This is a genomic window from Bacillus sp. BS98 (assembly GCF_008432245.1).
Lineage (GTDB): Bacteria > Bacillota > Bacilli > Bacillales > Bacillaceae_G > Bacillus_A > Bacillus_A toyonensis.
Genome location: NZ_CP043830.1, coordinates 661,229 through 678,724 on the forward strand (window position 1 = coordinate 661,229; position 17,496 = coordinate 678,724).

15 protein-coding genes are annotated in these 17,496 nt (G+C 35.8%); 14 read left to right on the forward strand and 1 reads right to left on the reverse strand.

The window, feature by feature from the left end:
• The first annotated feature begins 245 nt into the window (after positions 1–245).
• The 13 genes from F0362_RS03335 (at position 246) to F0362_RS03395 (ending at position 15,854) form a co-directional block, all read left to right on the forward strand.
• The gene (locus tag F0362_RS03335) at positions 246–4,487 is read left to right on the forward strand and encodes a S8 family serine peptidase (RefSeq protein ID WP_149889647.1); all 4,242 of its coding nucleotides are present in this window, start codon (positions 246–248) and stop codon (positions 4,485–4,487) included.
• A gap of 252 nt (positions 4,488–4,739) precedes the next feature.
• Complete coding sequence (locus tag F0362_RS03340; RefSeq protein ID WP_000023361.1) at positions 4,740–5,339, forward strand: TasA family protein; 600 nt, start codon at positions 4,740–4,742, stop codon at positions 5,337–5,339.
• A 205-nt stretch (positions 5,340–5,544) separates the two neighbouring features.
• Positions 5,545–6,516 (forward strand): phosphotransferase enzyme family protein, encoded by a 972-nt coding sequence (locus tag F0362_RS03345; protein WP_097859426.1) that lies wholly within the window; start codon positions 5,545–5,547, stop codon positions 6,514–6,516.
• Positions 6,517–6,675: 159 nt separating this feature from the next.
• Positions 6,676–8,136 carry an alanine/glycine:cation symporter family protein gene (locus F0362_RS03350; RefSeq protein ID WP_000387486.1) on the forward strand — a complete coding sequence of 487 codons (1,461 nt, stop codon included), beginning with the start codon at positions 6,676–6,678 and terminating at the stop codon, positions 8,134–8,136.
• Positions 8,137–8,273: 137 nt separating this feature from the next.
• On the forward strand, positions 8,274–9,002 hold the full coding sequence (locus F0362_RS03355) for an amino acid ABC transporter ATP-binding protein (protein WP_162861747.1): 729 nt from the start codon (positions 8,274–8,276) through the stop codon (positions 9,000–9,002).
• A gap of 12 nt (positions 9,003–9,014) precedes the next feature.
• A complete protein-coding gene (gene glnH / locus F0362_RS03360; protein ID WP_000916471.1) occupies positions 9,015–9,842 on the forward strand; it encodes a glutamine ABC transporter substrate-binding protein GlnH in 828 nt (275 codons plus the stop codon).
• A gap of 102 nt (positions 9,843–9,944) precedes the next feature.
• Positions 9,945–10,601 (forward strand): amino acid ABC transporter permease, encoded by a 657-nt coding sequence (locus F0362_RS03365; RefSeq protein WP_001112673.1) that lies wholly within the window; start codon positions 9,945–9,947, stop codon positions 10,599–10,601.
• On the forward strand, positions 10,602–11,246 hold the full coding sequence (locus tag F0362_RS03370; protein ID WP_000345979.1) for an amino acid ABC transporter permease: 645 nt from the start codon (positions 10,602–10,604) through the stop codon (positions 11,244–11,246).
• A 205-nt stretch (positions 11,247–11,451) separates the two neighbouring features.
• On the forward strand, positions 11,452–12,879 hold the full coding sequence (locus F0362_RS03375; RefSeq protein ID WP_001187119.1) for an amino acid permease: 1,428 nt from the start codon (positions 11,452–11,454) through the stop codon (positions 12,877–12,879).
• Positions 12,854–13,231 (forward strand): OsmC family protein, encoded by a 378-nt coding sequence (locus F0362_RS03380; RefSeq protein ID WP_000778840.1) that lies wholly within the window; start codon positions 12,854–12,856, stop codon positions 13,229–13,231. Before F0362_RS03375 ends, F0362_RS03380 begins: the two co-directional genes overlap by 26 nt.
• A 61-nt stretch (positions 13,232–13,292) precedes the next feature.
• The gene (locus tag F0362_RS03385; protein ID WP_000388979.1) at positions 13,293–13,727 is read left to right on the forward strand and encodes an HIT family protein; all 435 of its coding nucleotides are present in this window, start codon (positions 13,293–13,295) and stop codon (positions 13,725–13,727) included.
• A gap of 179 nt (positions 13,728–13,906) precedes the next feature.
• Positions 13,907–14,464 (forward strand): RNA polymerase sigma factor, encoded by a 558-nt coding sequence (locus F0362_RS03390; RefSeq protein ID WP_000869268.1) that lies wholly within the window; start codon positions 13,907–13,909, stop codon positions 14,462–14,464.
• On the forward strand, positions 14,430–15,854 hold the full coding sequence (locus tag F0362_RS03395) for a DUF4367 domain-containing protein (protein WP_149889648.1): 1,425 nt from the start codon (positions 14,430–14,432) through the stop codon (positions 15,852–15,854). The genes F0362_RS03390 and F0362_RS03395 overlap by 35 nt, the downstream gene beginning before the upstream one ends.
• 51 nt (positions 15,855–15,905) lie before the next feature.
• Here the strand turns inward: F0362_RS03395 and F0362_RS03400 are convergent, their stop codons facing one another.
• The gene (locus tag F0362_RS03400; RefSeq protein WP_149889649.1) at positions 15,906–16,892 is read right to left on the reverse strand and encodes a helix-turn-helix transcriptional regulator; all 987 of its coding nucleotides are present in this window, start codon (positions 16,890–16,892) and stop codon (positions 15,906–15,908) included.
• A 75-nt stretch (positions 16,893–16,967) separates the two neighbouring features.
• On the opposite strand from F0362_RS03400, the gene F0362_RS03405 reads away from it, so the two are divergent.
• Positions 16,968–17,489 carry a dihydrofolate reductase family protein gene (locus tag F0362_RS03405; protein WP_000085758.1) on the forward strand — a complete coding sequence of 174 codons (522 nt, stop codon included), beginning with the start codon at positions 16,968–16,970 and terminating at the stop codon, positions 17,487–17,489.
• Positions 17,490–17,496 lie beyond the last annotated feature (7 nt).

The following is a 17,496-nucleotide window of genomic DNA, read 5'->3' on the forward strand; positions in this document are numbered from 1 at the left end:
ATAGAATTACATTTTAATCGTGTTAATAATTCATTTCGTGAAAATCCTTTGTTGGAAATAAATGATGGAGGGCTCTTATAGAAAGAGAAAAGTGAGTAATTAGCTATATGAGGTATGGGGATGGTAGTAGTGATGGAAATCTTTCATGATACACAAGATTAAGATTAATAGAGTTTCCAATGCTAAATAGGAAGTTAAGAATCAATTTGTTTCAAAAAATAATATTAATAATGGGGAGATGCAATATGAAACGAGGGAAATTTGGAAAGATTCTTATTGGAACGTTAACAGCTGGAATGTTATTGTCTCAAGGAATTCCATATAACGTCTTAGCTGAAGAGGTAAATACATCTACTTTAACTGGAATTGATGATGCAAATGCTATCTTGAAAGGTCTTACAAAGGAACAACGTAATGCCTTAAAAACGTTAGATACAAAACCAGGTTTTGTTATTTCGCCAGGTATCAATACAGCAAGTCCTAATAATGTGAATGTGATTATAGAGTTTAAGCAAGCACCTAGCAAAATTGAGGTATTAAAACAAGCGGCTAAAGGGAAAAAGGTAGCTCTTTCAAATGCGGAACAAAAGGTAGAGGCATCACATAAAGGGTTTAAAGCAGAGCTTGAACAGCTTCAAAAGAATAAAGAGAAAGGGACAAATTTAAAATCTGCAAAAATAACAAGAGAATATAAGAATGCTTTTAATGGTGTAGCGATTTCGTTACCTGCGAACATGATTGAAGACTTAGTTCGTACCGGTATCGTTAAGCGTGTATGGGAAGATCATGAGGTTAAAATTGATTTGCCGAAAGAAACAGCTAAGACCGCTGTTGAACCAAAAATGGCAGATAGTGTACCGCAAATTGGTGTAGACAAGCTGCATGATGAAAAAATAACAGGTAAAGGAATTAAGGTAGGTGTACTGGACACAGGTATTGATTACAATCACCCGGATTTGAAAGATGCATATAAAGGATATCGTGCAAAGCAAGGTGAAGATCCAAGCAAAATAGATCCGAACTCAATAAAAGGATGGGACTTTGTTAATAATGATGCTGATCCAATGGAGACAACGTATAAGGATTGGCAAAATTCTGGAGGATATCCTGAGATTTATGAGGGGAGTGCATATTATACATCCCATGGTACGCATGTAGCTGGGACAATCGCTGCAGACAAAAAGAATAATGTTGATTACGCGGTTACGGGAGTTGCTCCAGATGTAGATTTATATTCATATCGCGTATTAGGTCCATATGGAAGTGGACAAACAAGCGGTATTCTTGCTGCGATTGATAAAGCAGTAAAAGACGATATGGATGTTATCAATTTATCACTAGGTGCGTCCATTAATGATCCTTTATATCCTACTTCTGTGGCAGTAAACAATGCGATGTTAGCTGGTGTTGTTACAGTAGTAGCGGCAGGTAATAGTGGTCCGGAAGAAGGTACCATTGGATCACCTAGTGCAGCGGCACTTCCAATTACAGTTGGAGCCAGTGACGCTGCAATGAAGATCCCAACGTTTTCCGTCGATGCAGGTGATTTACATGTGGATAAGATGATGCTACTTGGAAAAAGCTTTACTGATAAGATTGAAGATTTGAAAGGTCAATCCGTATCAGTTGTATATGCAGGGCTCGGGAAATCAGATGATTTTACAGGAAAAGATGTAAAAGGAAAATTAGCTCTTATCCAACGCGGTGAGATTACATTTGATGAGAAAATTAAGCATGCTAAGGAAGCAGGCGCAAAGGCGGTAATCGTATATAACAATGTAGATGGTGAAATTACAAGTTATCTTGGGGGAAGTACTTCATCTATTCCATCGTTCCGCCTAACAAAAGTAGATGGTGAGAAATTACAAGCAAAAGCTGTACAAGGAGATGTGTCGTTAGCGTTTGGGGAACTAAGTAATATAAAAACAGAGGGAGATCACTTAGCTGATTTCAGCTCCCGTGGTCCTGCAACTAAGACAGATGATATTAAGCCAGATATTGTAGCACCAGGTGTGTCTATTTTCTCAACTGTTCCTGAATATATTAATGATCCAAAAGATGGAGAAAATTATCCGGTAGCGTATGGACGTATGTCAGGTACCTCTATGGCAACTCCTCATACTGCAGGGGTAGCGGCACTCATTTTACAAGAACATCCAAACTATAGTCCATTTGAAGTAAAAGAAGCACTCATGAATACCGCAGTTGACTTAAAAGAAGAGCGTTCTGTATTTGAGGTGGGCTCAGGGCGAATTGATGCATATCGTGCAGTTCATGCAGATACATCTATCGAGGTTGTTGATAAAACATCAAACGTTGTAGGTGATGAAGAAGTAGAAATTGAAGAAAAAACAGGTTCTATTGCATTTGGGTATAAAAATCAAATTGAAAATGGGCCTATTAAAGATAGTCGAAAAGTTTTAATTAAGAACAGCAGTAAAACAGATGGGAAAGAGTTTAAATTAGAGGTGGAATTTTCACCTACAAGTGTAGGTGTGCAAGATGCAGCGAAGAATGGTGTGAAGCTAAACGTACCAGATTCTATTAAAGTAGCTCCTGGTGCATCAGAGGAAATTAGTCCTGAAATTATCATTCCAGAAAACGCTGAGTTTGGTAGATATGAGGGCTATATTCATATTTCAAATAAAAACAATGAAAAAGAAGTATATCAAGTACCATTTGCAGTTAAATTCACAGAAAAAGGGATTGCGTCTGTAGATTTACTGAGAGATACAATGGCAACAGATGCTTCTAAATTCCATCCATTTATGGAAAGACCAAGTTCGCCGTTGACATTTAAATTAAATAGTCCTCTTGAAACCATTGATGCAGTTGTGAAGGATCGAAAGACAGGGAAGGCATTAGGAGTCGTTGGTACACTTAATGCAAGTAGTCTAACACCGAATGTTGAATATATGATGTTTTCTGGTATGGGAGGGTATGTACTTCCATTCACAGGAGATCCAGCTCATCCAATTGCGGATAAACCTGTTATGTTGCCTGATGGAGATTACGAATTGAACTTCGTTGGATATGATAAAGAAGGAAAATCTTATACAAAAGGCGATAGCATTATCATTGATAATGTAATACCTGAAATGAAATTTAAGGATGTACAACCTGGTATACACGAAGTCAATGATTCTATGTTTAAAGAAGAAGACGGCCAGCGTGCATTATGGGTGCATGGTAATATTTATGATTCTACAGTAGATGCATTAAAGGCAAAAGGCTTGCAGTATGATCAAAAAGCGAACCAAATTGTATATTATCAAAACTCAGCCTTTCCATCAGGTTGGCTGAATACAATTCAAGCAAATGGTGATTTTAAATTTGGAGTACTTCCAGAGGAAATAAACGAGCCGTTAAATCTAAAATTATTTGGATATGATCTTGCAACTGCAGGGAATATGGCAACTGGATATAAAGATTACGTCTTTGTAAAGGAAGGGACAGAATACGCTGTTCCAAGTTATGACAAAGATAAAATCAAATTAGGAGAGAAAATTACGTTAACTTTGAATCTTAATAATGTAAAACAGCTTATGTCAGGTACATTTGAAATTCCTTATTACAAGCAGCTATTTAAATTTACAGATGTGAAACCAAATCCAGCACTTACGGAATATGTAAAACAACATGGACTGAACCTTAAATTAGAAGATCCGAAGATAAGTGAAGAAGGAGCTTGGGAAAACAAGGTGAAAGTTGGCGCATCATTGGAAGGAAAAGAATTTAAAGGATTAGATGGAGATACACCATTTTTAGATGTTACATTCGAGATGGCGAACGATGAATACTTTAATGATTTAACTGCATTTGGAGTAGATAAGTTCTCTTATACAAAAGCTGGTGCATCTGAAGGCATTGAGATTCCTGCGTTTAAAGATAAATCTTTTGCTATTGTTTCGAAACATTCAACGGTTACAGGATATATTGGCCCGGAAGCTTTCTTGAATGAAGAGGGGTATTTAGGTAAGAAAGACTATACAAAACTAGGAGCAAAAGTGTACGCAGTTGGCAAGGATGGAAAGAAATATACAGGAACGATTGGTGATAACGGGCAATTTGAAATTCATAGTGTCCCAGTAAGCGATAAAGAATATGATATTTTCGTAGAAATGCCAGGTCATTTAAATAGTAAATTAACAACAAAAATAGGGAAAATGCAGGATGGAGAATTAGTGGGACAAAACTTTAGAGCTGACATGGATGATAACCTTGCAGGTGATGTAAACGGCGATAAAATGGTAGATATTCAAGATGCTAGAATAGCAGCTTTATCGTATGGAAAAGGAAAAGTATCTGTAAAAGATGGAGATATAAATCAAGATGGTGTTGTAGATGAAACAGATATTCGTTTTATTGAGAAAAACTTCTTGAAAAAGGGTCCAGATGCTAAAGAAAATCAGAAACCGAAAGAAAATGTAGGGCCAGTGACGTTAGAGAAAATCTTACGCTCGATTGGTTTAGAGCCAAAAAAATAAGGGGATACACTTCTAAGGGAAACTAAACGATAAAGCAATGAACACAGAAAAAATGGTTTTTGCTAACAACGAACCGGTAATGATTTACTGTAACATTACCGGTTATTTAAAAAATAGCTTTTTGAGTACATGAAGAAAATAGTTTAAAGCTAGTTTGCTTTCGTTATGGGGCAAGGTAGTTGCTTAATTAATATTGTTTGTGGGATGAAAATAAGGTTGTTGTTTGAACTTTAAAATAGGGGGGCTTGTGAAATGAGTATTAAGAAAAAACTTGGTATGGGTGTTGTAACTGCAGCGCTTGGTCTATCTTTAATTGGTGGGGGAACATATGCGTATTTTAGTGATAAAGAAGTATCACAAAACGCGTTTGCAGCGGGTACTTTAGATTTGAGTGTTAATCCTGAAGTTGTTATTAATGTCGACAATATTAAACCGGGTGATGAAATGGAGCGCGGTTTTCAATTAGTTAACAAAGGAACCTTAGCGATAGGAGACGTGAAACTTCTTACAGATTATAGTGTTATTGATGCTAAAGGAGATAATGGAAATGCTGATTTTGGTGATCATATCCGTGTTGATTTCTTATGGAATTTGGATAAAAATGAGGTTCCAATTTGGTCTACTACATTATCTGAGTTAAAGGTAGCTACGCAAAATGGAAGTATTCCTGATCTTGTACAAAAAGGTGTTGTAGACCGGGAAGGAAATGGACTTGCTCCTGGTGATGATGATACTTTCTATGTAATGTTTACATTTGTAGATAATGATGAAGAACAAAATGTATTTCAAGGAGATTCATTGAAATTAAATTGGACCTTCAATTCAATGCAGACAAACGGTGAAGAGAAATAAAGGTAAATGTTATATATAAGAATGAATTGAGAAATAGTATTTTTAATAGTGTAAAGGTTGATTTAGTGAATCAACCTTTTTTGTTTTTAGATTTTTTTATGTGTAGGGGTCGCATTTTTATAGTAGTCATAACAGAGCTTTTCACATTCATAGCAGTACTTCTAACATTTATGTCGAATTAAGAAGATATATAGGAGGGATACATATGGAAATAGCTGTAGAACGAGTTTTTACAAAGGAGATTTTAACAAGAGCTGCAAGTTTGTTTCATGTAACGGTGGAAGAAAAGCCACTTGGAGATTTTGAAAATTACATTTTTAAGGCGAAGGGTGATAGTGATGAAGATTACGTATTACGTTTAACGCATTCTTCCCATCGTTCTAAAAAAGAGGTAGAGGCTGAACTAGATTTTTTACGATATGTTGCGGAGAACGGTGCAAAGGTAGCGGGACCTCTTTACTCAACATCTCAAAATCTTGTAGAAGAAATTGTAGTAGAGGATGGAACTTTCTTTTTTGCTTCCTTATTTACATACGCAAAAGGTGAGCAAGTAAAAGGAGAAGGATCGCCATATTGGGGAAATGCTTACTTTGAAGCGTGGGGAAAAGCGATTGGACAATTGCACCGCCTTACAATGAATTACCCTAAAACTGACTACCGTGATACGTGGGAAGAGGATGAAAGTAGTATTGTTAATGAATTAGAAGATGAGAACGTGAAAGAAATTGCAGCTGTATTAATGGAGGAAATAAATGCTCTTCCAATTGAAAGAGAAACATTCGGCCTTATGCATGGTGATATTCATCCAGGCAATTTTCACTATGATGGAAAAGAGTTAACAATCTTTGATTTTGATGATGTGGCCTATAATTACTTCATTCATGATTTGGCAATGGTTCTTTATTACTCTGTTCTTTTTACACCATGGACAGTGGAAGAAAAGACGACATTCGCTCGTAAACAGTTACAAGTGTTAAGAAAAGGGTACGAATATGAGCACAGGCTAGCGGATAGTTGGTATGAATCGTTACCTTTATTTTTACGTTTACGTGATATAGGTTTGTATGGCACGCTCCAAAAGAAATTTAAAGGGAAAGATATGCCAGATCATTTCAGAGAATTAGCTGAACAACTCTATGAAAGAATTATAAAAAGAGAAGCGATTGTGAATATATAATACATTCATATTAAAACAAAGTATATAAAATAAATATATACTTTGTTTTTTTATACAAAAATATGTTTATTTTATTAAAATAATATTGTTATAGATTCGGTATGCACGTATAATTTTATGTATATTCTGAATATTCTTTAAAAATGAGGAGGGGGAATGTTGGAAGCAATCGTAAGTTGGATCAATAATATTGTTTGGAGTCCAGCACTTGTTTATTTATGTTTAGGAGCAGGTTTATATTTTTCTATTCGAACGAGGTTTTTACAAGTAAGGCATGTAGGAGAAATGGTGAAGCTTACATTTCAAGGAGAAAAATCGGATGCTGGTGTTTCTTCTTTCCAGGCGTTAGCACTTTCATTATCAGGGCGCGTTGGAACAGGAAATATTGCGGGTGTTGCAACGGCTGTTGCATTTGGTGGTCCAGGAGCTGTCTTTTGGATGTGGGCGGTAGCTTTTCTAGGAGCAGGTTCTGCTTATGTAGAATCAACACTTGCACAAATATATAAGACGAAGCATCAAGGGCAATTCCGTGGTGGTCCGGCTTATTACATTGAAAAAGGGCTAGGAGTTAAATGGTATGCATTAGTATTCGTTGCGGCAACAATTCTTGCAACGGGGATGCTGTTACCGGGTGTTCAGGCAAATAGCATTGCTGTAAGTTTGGAAACAGCTTTCGGTATTAATACTTCTGTATCTGGAGCGGTATTAGTAGCAGCGTTAGCGCTTATTATTTTTGGGGGAGTTAAGCGAATTGTTAACGTAGCACAAGTTGTAGTGCCGTTTATGGCACTTGGTTATATTTTAGTAGCTTGTGTAATTGTAGCTATGAATATTGAAAAGTTACCAGATGCTTTCATGTTAATTTTAAAAAGTGCATTTGCATTAGAAGCAGCTTTTGGTGGGATTATTGGTTTAGCAATCTCTTGGGGAGTAAAACGTGGTATTTATTCCAATGAAGCAGGGCAAGGAACTGGGGCACATGCGGCGGCAGCTGCTGAAGTATCACACCCAGCTAAACAAGGGTTAGTACAAGCATTTTCCGTTTACATTGATACATTATTCGTCTGTTCAGCAACAGCATTTATGATGATTATTACAGGCATGTATAACGTATTTGATGCAAGCGGAAAAAACTTTATCGTCAATAAATTAAACGGTGCACAGCCGGGTCCTGGTTATACACAGGCAGCAGTAGAATCTGTTTTCCCTGGATTTGGAAACGGTTTCGTCGCAATCTCGCTATTATTCTTTGCATTTACAACAATTATGGCGTATTACTACATTGCAGAAACGAATATTGCATACTTAAATCGTGATAAAGACCGTCCTTGGATGTCCATCGTACTAAAGTTTGTATTCTTAGGAGTCGTATTCTATGGTTGTGTAAAAACAGCTGCAACAGCGTGGGCTTTAGGTGACATCGGTGTAGGAATTATGGCATGGGTTAACATTATCGCGATTTTACTACTACAAAAACCAGCATTGATCGCCTTAAAAGACTATGAAAAGCAGAAGAAAGAAGGGAAAGATCCAGTATTTGATCCGCAGGAATTAGGAATTAAAAATGCTGATTTCTGGGAGCATGAATATGGGAAAGATAAAAAAGAAGAAGTATCTTAATAGGATAGGAACGAAGGAGCAAAGGGAACGACCTTTGCTCTTTTTTTATGGACAAAATGAAGCTGAAAGTTATTTTTTTGCCTATTTTTGAATATAAAAAGAATGTACATGCTTTGTTAGAGGAAGGGGGGAGTATGGTGATTGAGTTTCGTAATGTAAATAAATATTATGGTGACTTTCAAGTTTTAAAAGATATTAATCTGCAAGTACAAAAGGGTGAAGTGGTAGTAGTTGTTGGACCTTCAGGGTCAGGGAAAAGTACATTGCTTCGGTGTATAAATCAATTAGAGACAATTACAGATGGAGAATTAATTGTACAAAATACAGAGGTACACAATAAGAAAACGGATATGAATGAATTACGCCGAGATATCGGGATGGTCTTTCAACATTTTTATTTATATCCACATAAAACGGTTCTTCAAAATATTACACTAGCGCCTATTAAAGTAAATAAAGCTTCAAAAGAGGAAGCTGAGAAAACAGCGATGTTTTATTTAGAGAAAGTAGGAATCCCGGAAAAGGCTAATGTATACCCGCATCAATTATCCGGAGGTCAACAGCAAAGGGTAGCGATTGCTAGGGGACTTGCGATGCAGCCTGAAATTATGCTATTTGATGAGCCTACGTCTGCTCTTGATCCGGAGATGATTGGAGAAGTGCTTGACGTTATGAAAACGTTAGCTAAAGAAGGGATGACGATGGTTGTCGTCACGCATGAGATGGGATTTGCGCGAGAAGTAGCAGATAGGATTTTATTTATGGATGAGGGCCAAATTATTGAGGATACAACACCAGCAGCATTTTTTGCAGACCCAGAACAAGAAAGGGCGCGTCTATTTTTAAGCCGAGTGTTAAATCATTAAAGGAGGAATTTCATGCTTAAAATGAAAAAGTTGTTTACCTTAATCGTATTCTCATGTTTATTCGTACTTGTCGTTGCCGGGTGCGGAAGTAAAAAAGATGAGGCGAAAGAAACGAATACGAAGCAAGGCGGAGCCATAGAGCAAATTAAGAAGCGTGGGAAATTAGTAGTTGGGGTGAAGAATGATACGAATTTATTTGGATTGAAAAACCCTTCAACAGGGCAGGTAGAAGGATTTGATGTTGATGTTGCAAAGGCACTTGCGAAAAAAATTCTCGGAGATGAAAAGAAACTAGAATTAAAAGAAGTAACGTCTAAAACGCGTATTCCACTATTGAAAAATGGTGATATTGATGCAATTATCGCAACAATGACAATTACGGAAGAACGTAAAAAAGAAGTTGATTTCTCAGATGTATATTTTAAAGCAGGGCAATCGTTACTTGTGAAAAAAGGAAGCAATATTAAAGGTATTGATGATATAAAACAAGGTGTGAAAGTATTAGCCGTAAAAGGCTCAACATCTACAAATAACATTCGTCAAAAGTCACCAGAAGCGACTGTATTAGAATTTGAAAATTATAGTGAGGCATTTACGGGGTTAAAAGCAGGGAAAGGCGATGTTTTAACGACAGATAATGCAATTCTTTACGGAATGGCAAAACAAGATTCAAATTATGAAGTTGTAGGGAAAATTTTCACGGATGAGCCGTACGGAATTGCTGTGCAAAAAGGTGCAGATGATTTAACGAAAGAGATTAATAGCTTACTAAAAGATATGAAGGCGAGTGGGGAGTACGACAAACTGTATGAAAAATGGATTGGCCAAAAACAAGAGTAGTAAAGTGAAACTTTAATTAGTGGGGCTTAATCCCAGTGAATAGTAAGAGTGAGGGGATGAGGGATGCTCATCCTCTTCTTGTAAAGAAAGAGGGGAGAATATGTGCCTGATTTTTCTATATTAACGAATAACATTGATATGTATTTAGAAGGCTTTAAGTATACAGTTATGTCTAGTGTAATTGCGTTAATAGGCAGTTTTATTTTAGGAGTAATTTTGGCAGTAATGCGTATTGCACCGATTCGTATTTTAAACTGGATAGGATCAGCTTTTGTGGAGTTTGTAAGAAATATTCCACTCGTATTAATTGCATTTATATTTTATTTCGCTTTACCTGTAATAGGAGTTACTTTAAATGGTTTTGTAGCAGGAACACTTACGCTTACGGTATATACTGCAGCGTTTATTGCCGAGGTTATTCGCGCTGGTATTTTATCAGTCGCGAAAGGTCAAATGGAAGCAGCGCGTTCCTCAGGATTGACTTATACGCGAGCGATGTACCATGTCGTTTTACCTCAAGCGATGAAAATCGTAATCCCTCCTCTAGGAAATCAATTTCTTAATTTAGTAAAAAACTCTTCCATACTCGGAATTATCGCTGGTGCTGATTTAATGTATCAAGGAGATTTAATTTCAACGAAGACGTTTGTTACGTTTGATGTTTATATATTTGTCGGGATGTTTTATTTAATATTAACAATTCCGCTCAGTATGCTAGTGCGTTATTTAGAAAAACGCTTGGCAAAGGAGGCGGTGTAAATGGATTTTAAGGGAGCTATAACAGGGGATCATATCCTCTTTTTGTTAAAAGGATTACTTATAACGTTAGAGGTAGCGCTCGTAGCAATTGTACTTAGCTTTATTATTGGTAGTGTAATAGGAATATTGCGCTATACGAAAATACCTGTCGTTTCACAAATATTAGGAGTTATCGTGGAAGTGATTCGAAATTTACCGCTACTTTTAATTATATTTTTTACGTATTTTGCACTTCCAGAAGCGGGATTGAAGTTAGAAATTATAACAGCTACAATTGTTGCTTTAACAATATTTGAAGCGGCAATGATATCTGAAATTGTTCGAAGCGGTCTATTATCTATCGAAAAAGGGCAGATTGAGGCTGCAAGGTCTTCAGGATTAACGTATGTGCAAGCGCTTTGGCATATTATTTTGCCGCAAGCATTAAGAAGAATGGTCCCCCCGCTTGTTAGTCAGTTTATTTCATTGCTAAAAGATACGTCGCTCGCAGTTGTTATATCATTGCCAGAGCTTATGCATAATGCTCAAATTATTAGCGGGCAAAATGTAAATTATATGATTCCGACTTTTATAGTAGTGGCTTGTATGTATTTTATAGTGAATTATAGTTTATCAATTTTATCGAGAAGATTAGAGCTTCGTTAACTCTTACAATATATGTAAGGGTTTTTTCCTTGTTTCTCCTTATTTTCCTCTAAATAGTATCTAAATCTTGCAATAATTCGATTTTTTATATTATTTTATCAGAAAAGTGTTAATTTTATATAGAAATTGTAATCGCTTTCGTGTATATTTTTATTATCAGAAAATTTTAAAAAGAGATAGGGGTACTTGTAGGGGGAGGATTAAGATGCAGCAACCAACAAATGAGAAATTACATCGTACGATGAAGAGTAGACATTTATTTATGATCGCACTTGGTGGTGTAATCGGAACTGGTTTTTTTCTAGGTTCAGGTTACACTATTAATCAGGCTGGACCAGGGGGGGCCATCCTTTCATATTTAGTGGGCGGATTTATTATGTATTTAACAATGCTTTGTCTTGGAGAACTAACGGTAGCAATGCCAGTTTCAGGGTCTTTCCAAAAGTATGCGACGAAGTTTATTGGACCAGGAACAGGCTTTATGATCGGCTGGCTATATTGGCTTGGCTGGGCAGTAACAGTAGGACTGGAATTAACATCGATCGGTTTAATGATGAAAAGATGGTTTCCAACTGTTGATGTTTGGGTATGGTGTCTTGTATTCGGAGTTATTTTATATGCTTCAAACGCTATCTCAGCGAAAAGTTACGCTGAATTAGAGTTTTGGTTCTCTAGTATTAAAGTAGTTACAATTATTGCATTCGTTCTACTTGGTGGTAGTGCATTACTAGGATTTTTACCATACGACGGAAAAGAAGCGGCACCTCTTTTCTCTAACTTCGTAAGCGATGGCGGGTTATTCCCGAATGGACTAGCTGCCGTATTACTTACAATGATTACGGTTAACTTCTCATTCCAAGGAACAGAGTTAATCGGGATTGCAGCAGGAGAAAGTAAAGATCCAGAAAAAACAATTCCACGCGCAATTCGTAATACAGTATGGCGCATTATGTTATTCTTCATTTTAACAATGACGATTTTAGTAGGATTAATTTCTTGGAAAGAAGCAGGCGTAATTGAAAGTCCATTCGTAGTTGTATTTGATAAAATCGGTATTCCGTATGCAGCTGATATTATGAACTTCGTTATTATTACTGCTTTATTATCTGTAGCGAATTCAGGATTATATGCAGCAACGCGTATATTATGGTCACTTGCAAATGAAGGAATGGCACCAACTTCTTTCAAGAAAGTAAATAAACGCGGTATTCCAATTACAGCGCTAGTCGTAACGATTGCGGTAGCTGGATTATCTCTATTCACAAGTTTCCTTGCAGAAGATACAGTGTACATGTACTTATTATCGATAGCTGGTTTATCGGCTGTTTCAAGTTGGATCATTATTGCGCTATCGCAACTTCGTTTTAGAAGTCAGTATATAAAAGGCGGAGGGAAATTAGAGGACTTAAAGTATAGAACACCACTATACCCGATTGTTCCAATTTTAGCTTTAATTACAAATAGCATCGTTGTTATTAGTTTAGCGTTTATTCCTGAACAAAGAATGGCGTTATATTGTGGTATTCCATTTATCATTTTCTGCTACATATATTATTATATGAGTAAGAAACGGAAGAAACCGATGAAAGTGGAGATGGAAAAAACAAATGAAACTAACAATCAAACACGATGATATAGAAGCAGATTTATCGTACGGTCAATTAGCGATTGGAAAAGAAAATGGGTATTCACCGTTACAATTACTCGTTTCTTCTATCGCAGGATGTAGTGCAATTGTCTTCCGAACAATTTTAGAAAAGAAACGTATTACATACGATACGTTTACAATTGAAACCGAAATTGGTAGAAGTGAAGCTTTATCAAAACCAGTTGAAAGTGTTCATTTGCACTATAAAATCAAAGCACAAAACATTACAGAAGAGCAGTTGGACAAGGCGCTGCAACTTGCAGTGAAAAATTGTACGATTGTTCAATCTGTAAAAGATAGTATAAAGGTTACGGAAACGATTGAATTAATAGGGTGAAACATAAAAACGTGAGACTACGGCTCTCACGTTTTTATGTTTTAGAAAGAGGAGAAATTTAATGGAATGTTTAGGGTGTAAATTAGCAAACAAAGAGGAAAAAATATATAAAGTATATGAAAATGAATATGTAACATGTTTTTTAGATCATGCCCCTTTCTATCCAGGACATATTTTAATTGTGCCAAAGCATCATGTTGTAGAAGTGGACGAATTAGATGATGTTGTAGCAAAATCGATTATGGATGCTTCTAAGCTTATTGTAAAAGCGATTAAGTCATTATATAAACCAGATGGAGTTACAATTTGTCAAAATGGTGGAATCTTTAATGAGTTAACGCATTACCATATGCATGTCGTACCGAGATATAAAGAGCGCTCGTTTGCCGAGTTTTATACGGTACAACCTGGAGAAAAACAGAATCATAACTTTGAAGAAACAAAGACATTGTTAAAAGAAGCGATAGAGAACATACTGCATCCCGAAAAGGCGTAAGAGTGATATTCTTAAGGGGACAGTCAGGAAAATTCTAATAAACAAAAGCCCGATTTCTCAGTTAAAATAGAGAAATTGGGCTTTTGTTTATTCTATTATTAAATTTTATCTATTAAAGAATGCTGCAGTGTCACAAAGTATATCGCTCATTCGTTATATAGAATGAGAGGAGGAATTATATGAAAGTTACAAACAACGATTATGAAAAGATGGAAGAGCTATATGAGTTGTACGAACAAAAAATTTATTATGTGGCTTATTCTATTTTAAATAATATTCAGCAGGCTGAAGATGCGGTTCAAGAGACGTTTATTACTCTTTATAAGAACTTGGAAAAGCTCCATAGCTTGGCTACTCAAGAGCTTAAACGCTACATTTTGAGGATCGCGAAAAACAAGGCGATTGATAGTTACCGGAAAAATAAACGACATGAAACATTTTTAGAAGAATATGAAAGAGAATCAATAGAAGCAGTAGATGAAAATATTGAAGAGTGGGAAAAACGTAAAATGTCTGAGGTTCAAATTGATACATTGCTAAAAGAGTTAAATGAATCGAACAGACAGGTGTTTAAGTACAAAGTCTTCTATAACTTAACGTATCAAGAAATTTCAAGTGTCATGGGGATAACGGAGGCCAATGTCCGTAAGCAGTTTGAACGCGCTCGAAAACGAGTTCAAAATATGATAGGAGGTATACAACATGACGAATTCAAAGAACTCCAAAGAAATATATGAACTTGCTGAAAAAATTGCTTTAGATGATTTTGATAAACTCGAAGAACAGCATGAATTTTCACATACATATACGCGCAAAAAGAAATTGTTTATGGAGGAAATGCAGCTGAAAGATGGACAACCGCAGAAAAAGCGTAAAAAACATCGTATGTTAATCGCTGCTGCTTGCTTATTGATTGGCATGCCGACAACAGTTTTTGGGGCAGTGAAAGTCTATAATATGATTGTCCAAAAACAAAATTACGAAGTAAATGTTTCAGTAACAAATAAGGATTCGAAAAAGAGTGATAAGTGGTATAAGTTGAAGATTGGTAAATTGCCAGAAAATATGGAAGCAATTGATGATAGTGCTATGAAATATTCATTTAAAGATAACTACGCAATGGGGGGATTTTCATTCGCTCTTCGGAGGGTAGGGGAAAATACAGATTTTCAAACTCTGTATTCGAAAAGTTATGAAGAAAAAGAGATAAATGGTAGGAAAGCAGTAATTGTCCATAAAGAAACAGGAAACAACAATGTAATGTTTGACAGAAAGGTCTTTCTCTTTTTTGAGAAAGAAGGGATTATGTTAGAGAGTTATATTGGATCCGATATAAACGAAGAACAAATGATGGAAGTGTTAGGGAGCATTTCACTTGAGCCTACGTCAAAAGAAAAGGCATCACATATAGTAGAATATGATGAAAATCGTTTTAGCAAAGCAGATGAACCTAAAAAAACTAAGGTGATTCCTTTGAAAAAAGATAGCAAACGGCTATTTCATATAGGGAAAAAAGTTCCAGTCACGATAACGATGGATGACAGCCAAGTTGAATATGTGATAGAAAAAGTTGAAGTCTTTGATTCAATCAAAGATTTTAAACAAGAGAACTTTAATGAAATGGGCTTAGGGATACTAAGCAAGAATCAAGCTTTGGATCAAGCTGGACAATTGATACCATATAGACGGGATAAATATAAATTTGGAAATGGTAAAGATTCAATTGATCAATTAGTAGAGTCAAAATTAGTTCATCCTAAATTTGTCTACCTGACAACAACAGTGAAAAATATAGGTAAACAGGCAACAGAAGAAATTTATATGACTCCATCCATACAAGTGCTTAAATCTAAAGGTAATGTATGGAATTATGCTGGGAAAGATGGAGTTGCAGAAAGAAATATTATGACGGGTGAAGTTGATTATTTAGAACCTCATGGAGACGGAAAAAGTTTTTACAATATTGGCAGTATCCGACCAGGACAAACGGTAAAAGTTAACTTAGGTTATTTTGTAGATGAGGATAAGCTAGATTCAATCTTCCTTGATGCTTTCCGTTACAGTGGGTTTAGTGGGACGGAGAATATGAATGCGAAAAATCGTTGGTGGTTCGATATTCGTCAATAATAAAACAATAGGAATAACTAGACTAAAAAGCTGCTTATATTTAGCAGCTTTTTAGTCTTCATACATATTTAAAATTTCTTTCGCACGTATACGTAAACCATCTATCAATTCTCTCGGTTCTAAAACTCGTGCATCTTTTCCCAGTCTATAAAATAAAGGCGTAATAAAATGGATTTCACCTTTATCAATTGTTGAATGTATATATCCTGTCCCATCTTCGTTTACTTCAACGAATTCCTCAAGATAAGGAACGCTTTTACATTGGCGTACGCCTTCTGTTGTCAGTAAAACATGTAACTGAGTAGGACTGTGTACTACGTTAGAGTTAGAGTTAGAGTTAGAGGCAAACCACTCTTCTAAATTCATGAATGTATCCTCATTTTCTTCCGTTGATAATATAGAAAGAATACGATCGATGCGATACAGTAATACCTTTTTCCTGTCATAGTCATAGGACGGTAAGTACCATAGCCCATCATGAGCATATACACCGATAGGATGAACATGTTTTGTTTTTATCCCCGATTTAGATTCGTATTGAAAGTGTAAATTTTTATTTTCAATAGCCGCTGTTAACACTTCGTTTAAAAGTGGTGTCTCAATTGTTCTCTTCGGATTCCAAAAGGCGATATAAGAACGTATTTTATCAACTTTCGCTTTCGCCTCATTTTGTAGAGAGCTATATAGTTTATGAGTAACAGAATTGATTTCTGTATTAAAAGGCAAGTCTCTGTAGTAGCTTAAAGATTGAAAGGCAAAAAAGATGGAGACTGCTTCTTCTTCGGTAAATAAAATAGGCGGAATTACTCTATTCGTTAATACTTTATATCCTCCGTTGCGACCCTGTTCAGCGTAAATGGGTAATCCCATATCACCTAAATCTAAAATGTATCTATGGACAGTACGAACAGAAATATTAAATTCATCAGCTATTTCTTGAGCTGTAAATACTTTTTTCGCAGAAGCAAATATAAGAATATCTAATAAGCGTTTAGCTTTTGACAAATGTATCACCTTTTTTCTTTTTAAACATGACATAAATTGTCGTGTTTTATTGTTAGTATATTGTTTACATCATAATGTTATCAAGATGAGATGTAAGGAGGAAAAAATATGTCACGTGAAATAGTTTTATTTATTGCGGCGAGCTTAGATGGATATATTGCGAAAGAAGATGATGATTTAGAGTGGTTAATGGAAACGGAAGGAGAGGGAGATAACGGTTATACAGAAATGTACGAAACGATTGATACAATAATTATGGGAAAAAGAACGTATGATTATGTAGTAGAGCATATGGAAACATTCCCGTATGTAGATAAAAAATGTTATGTTTTTTCTAACTCAGAAAAAGGTTCAAATGAACACGTGGATTTTGTAAATGAAGAGGTAGTGGAGTTTACGAAAAGGTTGAAAGAGCAAGAAGGGTCTAAAATATGGATGGTCGGTGGAGGGAGTCTACTGAGAGAATTCTTTAAGAATAATCTAATTGATGAATATGTTGTCACGATTACCCCTCACATATTAGGTTCTGGAGTTCCGTTATTTCAAGCGAAGAATCCGGAAATTAATTTAACTTTAACGGATACGAAACGTTTTGGGCAATTTGTAAATTTATATTATAAAGTAAAGTGATAAAAAA

Coding starts and splice junctions, on each gene's coding strand:
- F0362_RS03335 (WP_149889647.1), top strand. CDS start 246: ATGAAACGAGGGAAATTTGGAAAGATTCTTATTGGAACGTTAACAGCT.
- F0362_RS03340 (WP_000023361.1), top strand. CDS start 4,740: ATGAGTATTAAGAAAAAACTTGGTATGGGTGTTGTAACTGCAGCGCTT.
- F0362_RS03345 (WP_097859426.1), top strand. CDS start 5,545: ATGGAAATAGCTGTAGAACGAGTTTTTACAAAGGAGATTTTAACAAGA.
- glnH (WP_000916471.1), top strand. CDS start 9,015: ATGCTTAAAATGAAAAAGTTGTTTACCTTAATCGTATTCTCATGTTTA.
- F0362_RS03370 (WP_000345979.1), top strand. CDS start 10,602: ATGGATTTTAAGGGAGCTATAACAGGGGATCATATCCTCTTTTTGTTA.
- F0362_RS03375 (WP_001187119.1), top strand. CDS start 11,452: ATGCAGCAACCAACAAATGAGAAATTACATCGTACGATGAAGAGTAGA.
- F0362_RS03380 (WP_000778840.1), top strand. CDS start 12,854: ATGAAACTAACAATCAAACACGATGATATAGAAGCAGATTTATCGTAC.
- F0362_RS03385 (WP_000388979.1), top strand. CDS start 13,293: ATGGAATGTTTAGGGTGTAAATTAGCAAACAAAGAGGAAAAAATATAT.
- F0362_RS03390 (WP_000869268.1), top strand. CDS start 13,907: ATGAAAGTTACAAACAACGATTATGAAAAGATGGAAGAGCTATATGAG.
- F0362_RS03395 (WP_149889648.1), top strand. CDS start 14,430: ATGACGAATTCAAAGAACTCCAAAGAAATATATGAACTTGCTGAAAAA.
- F0362_RS03400 (WP_149889649.1), bottom strand. CDS start 16,892: ATGTCATGTTTAAAAAGAAAAAAGGTGATACATTTGTCAAAAGCTAAA.
- F0362_RS03405 (WP_000085758.1), top strand. CDS start 16,968: ATGTCACGTGAAATAGTTTTATTTATTGCGGCGAGCTTAGATGGATAT.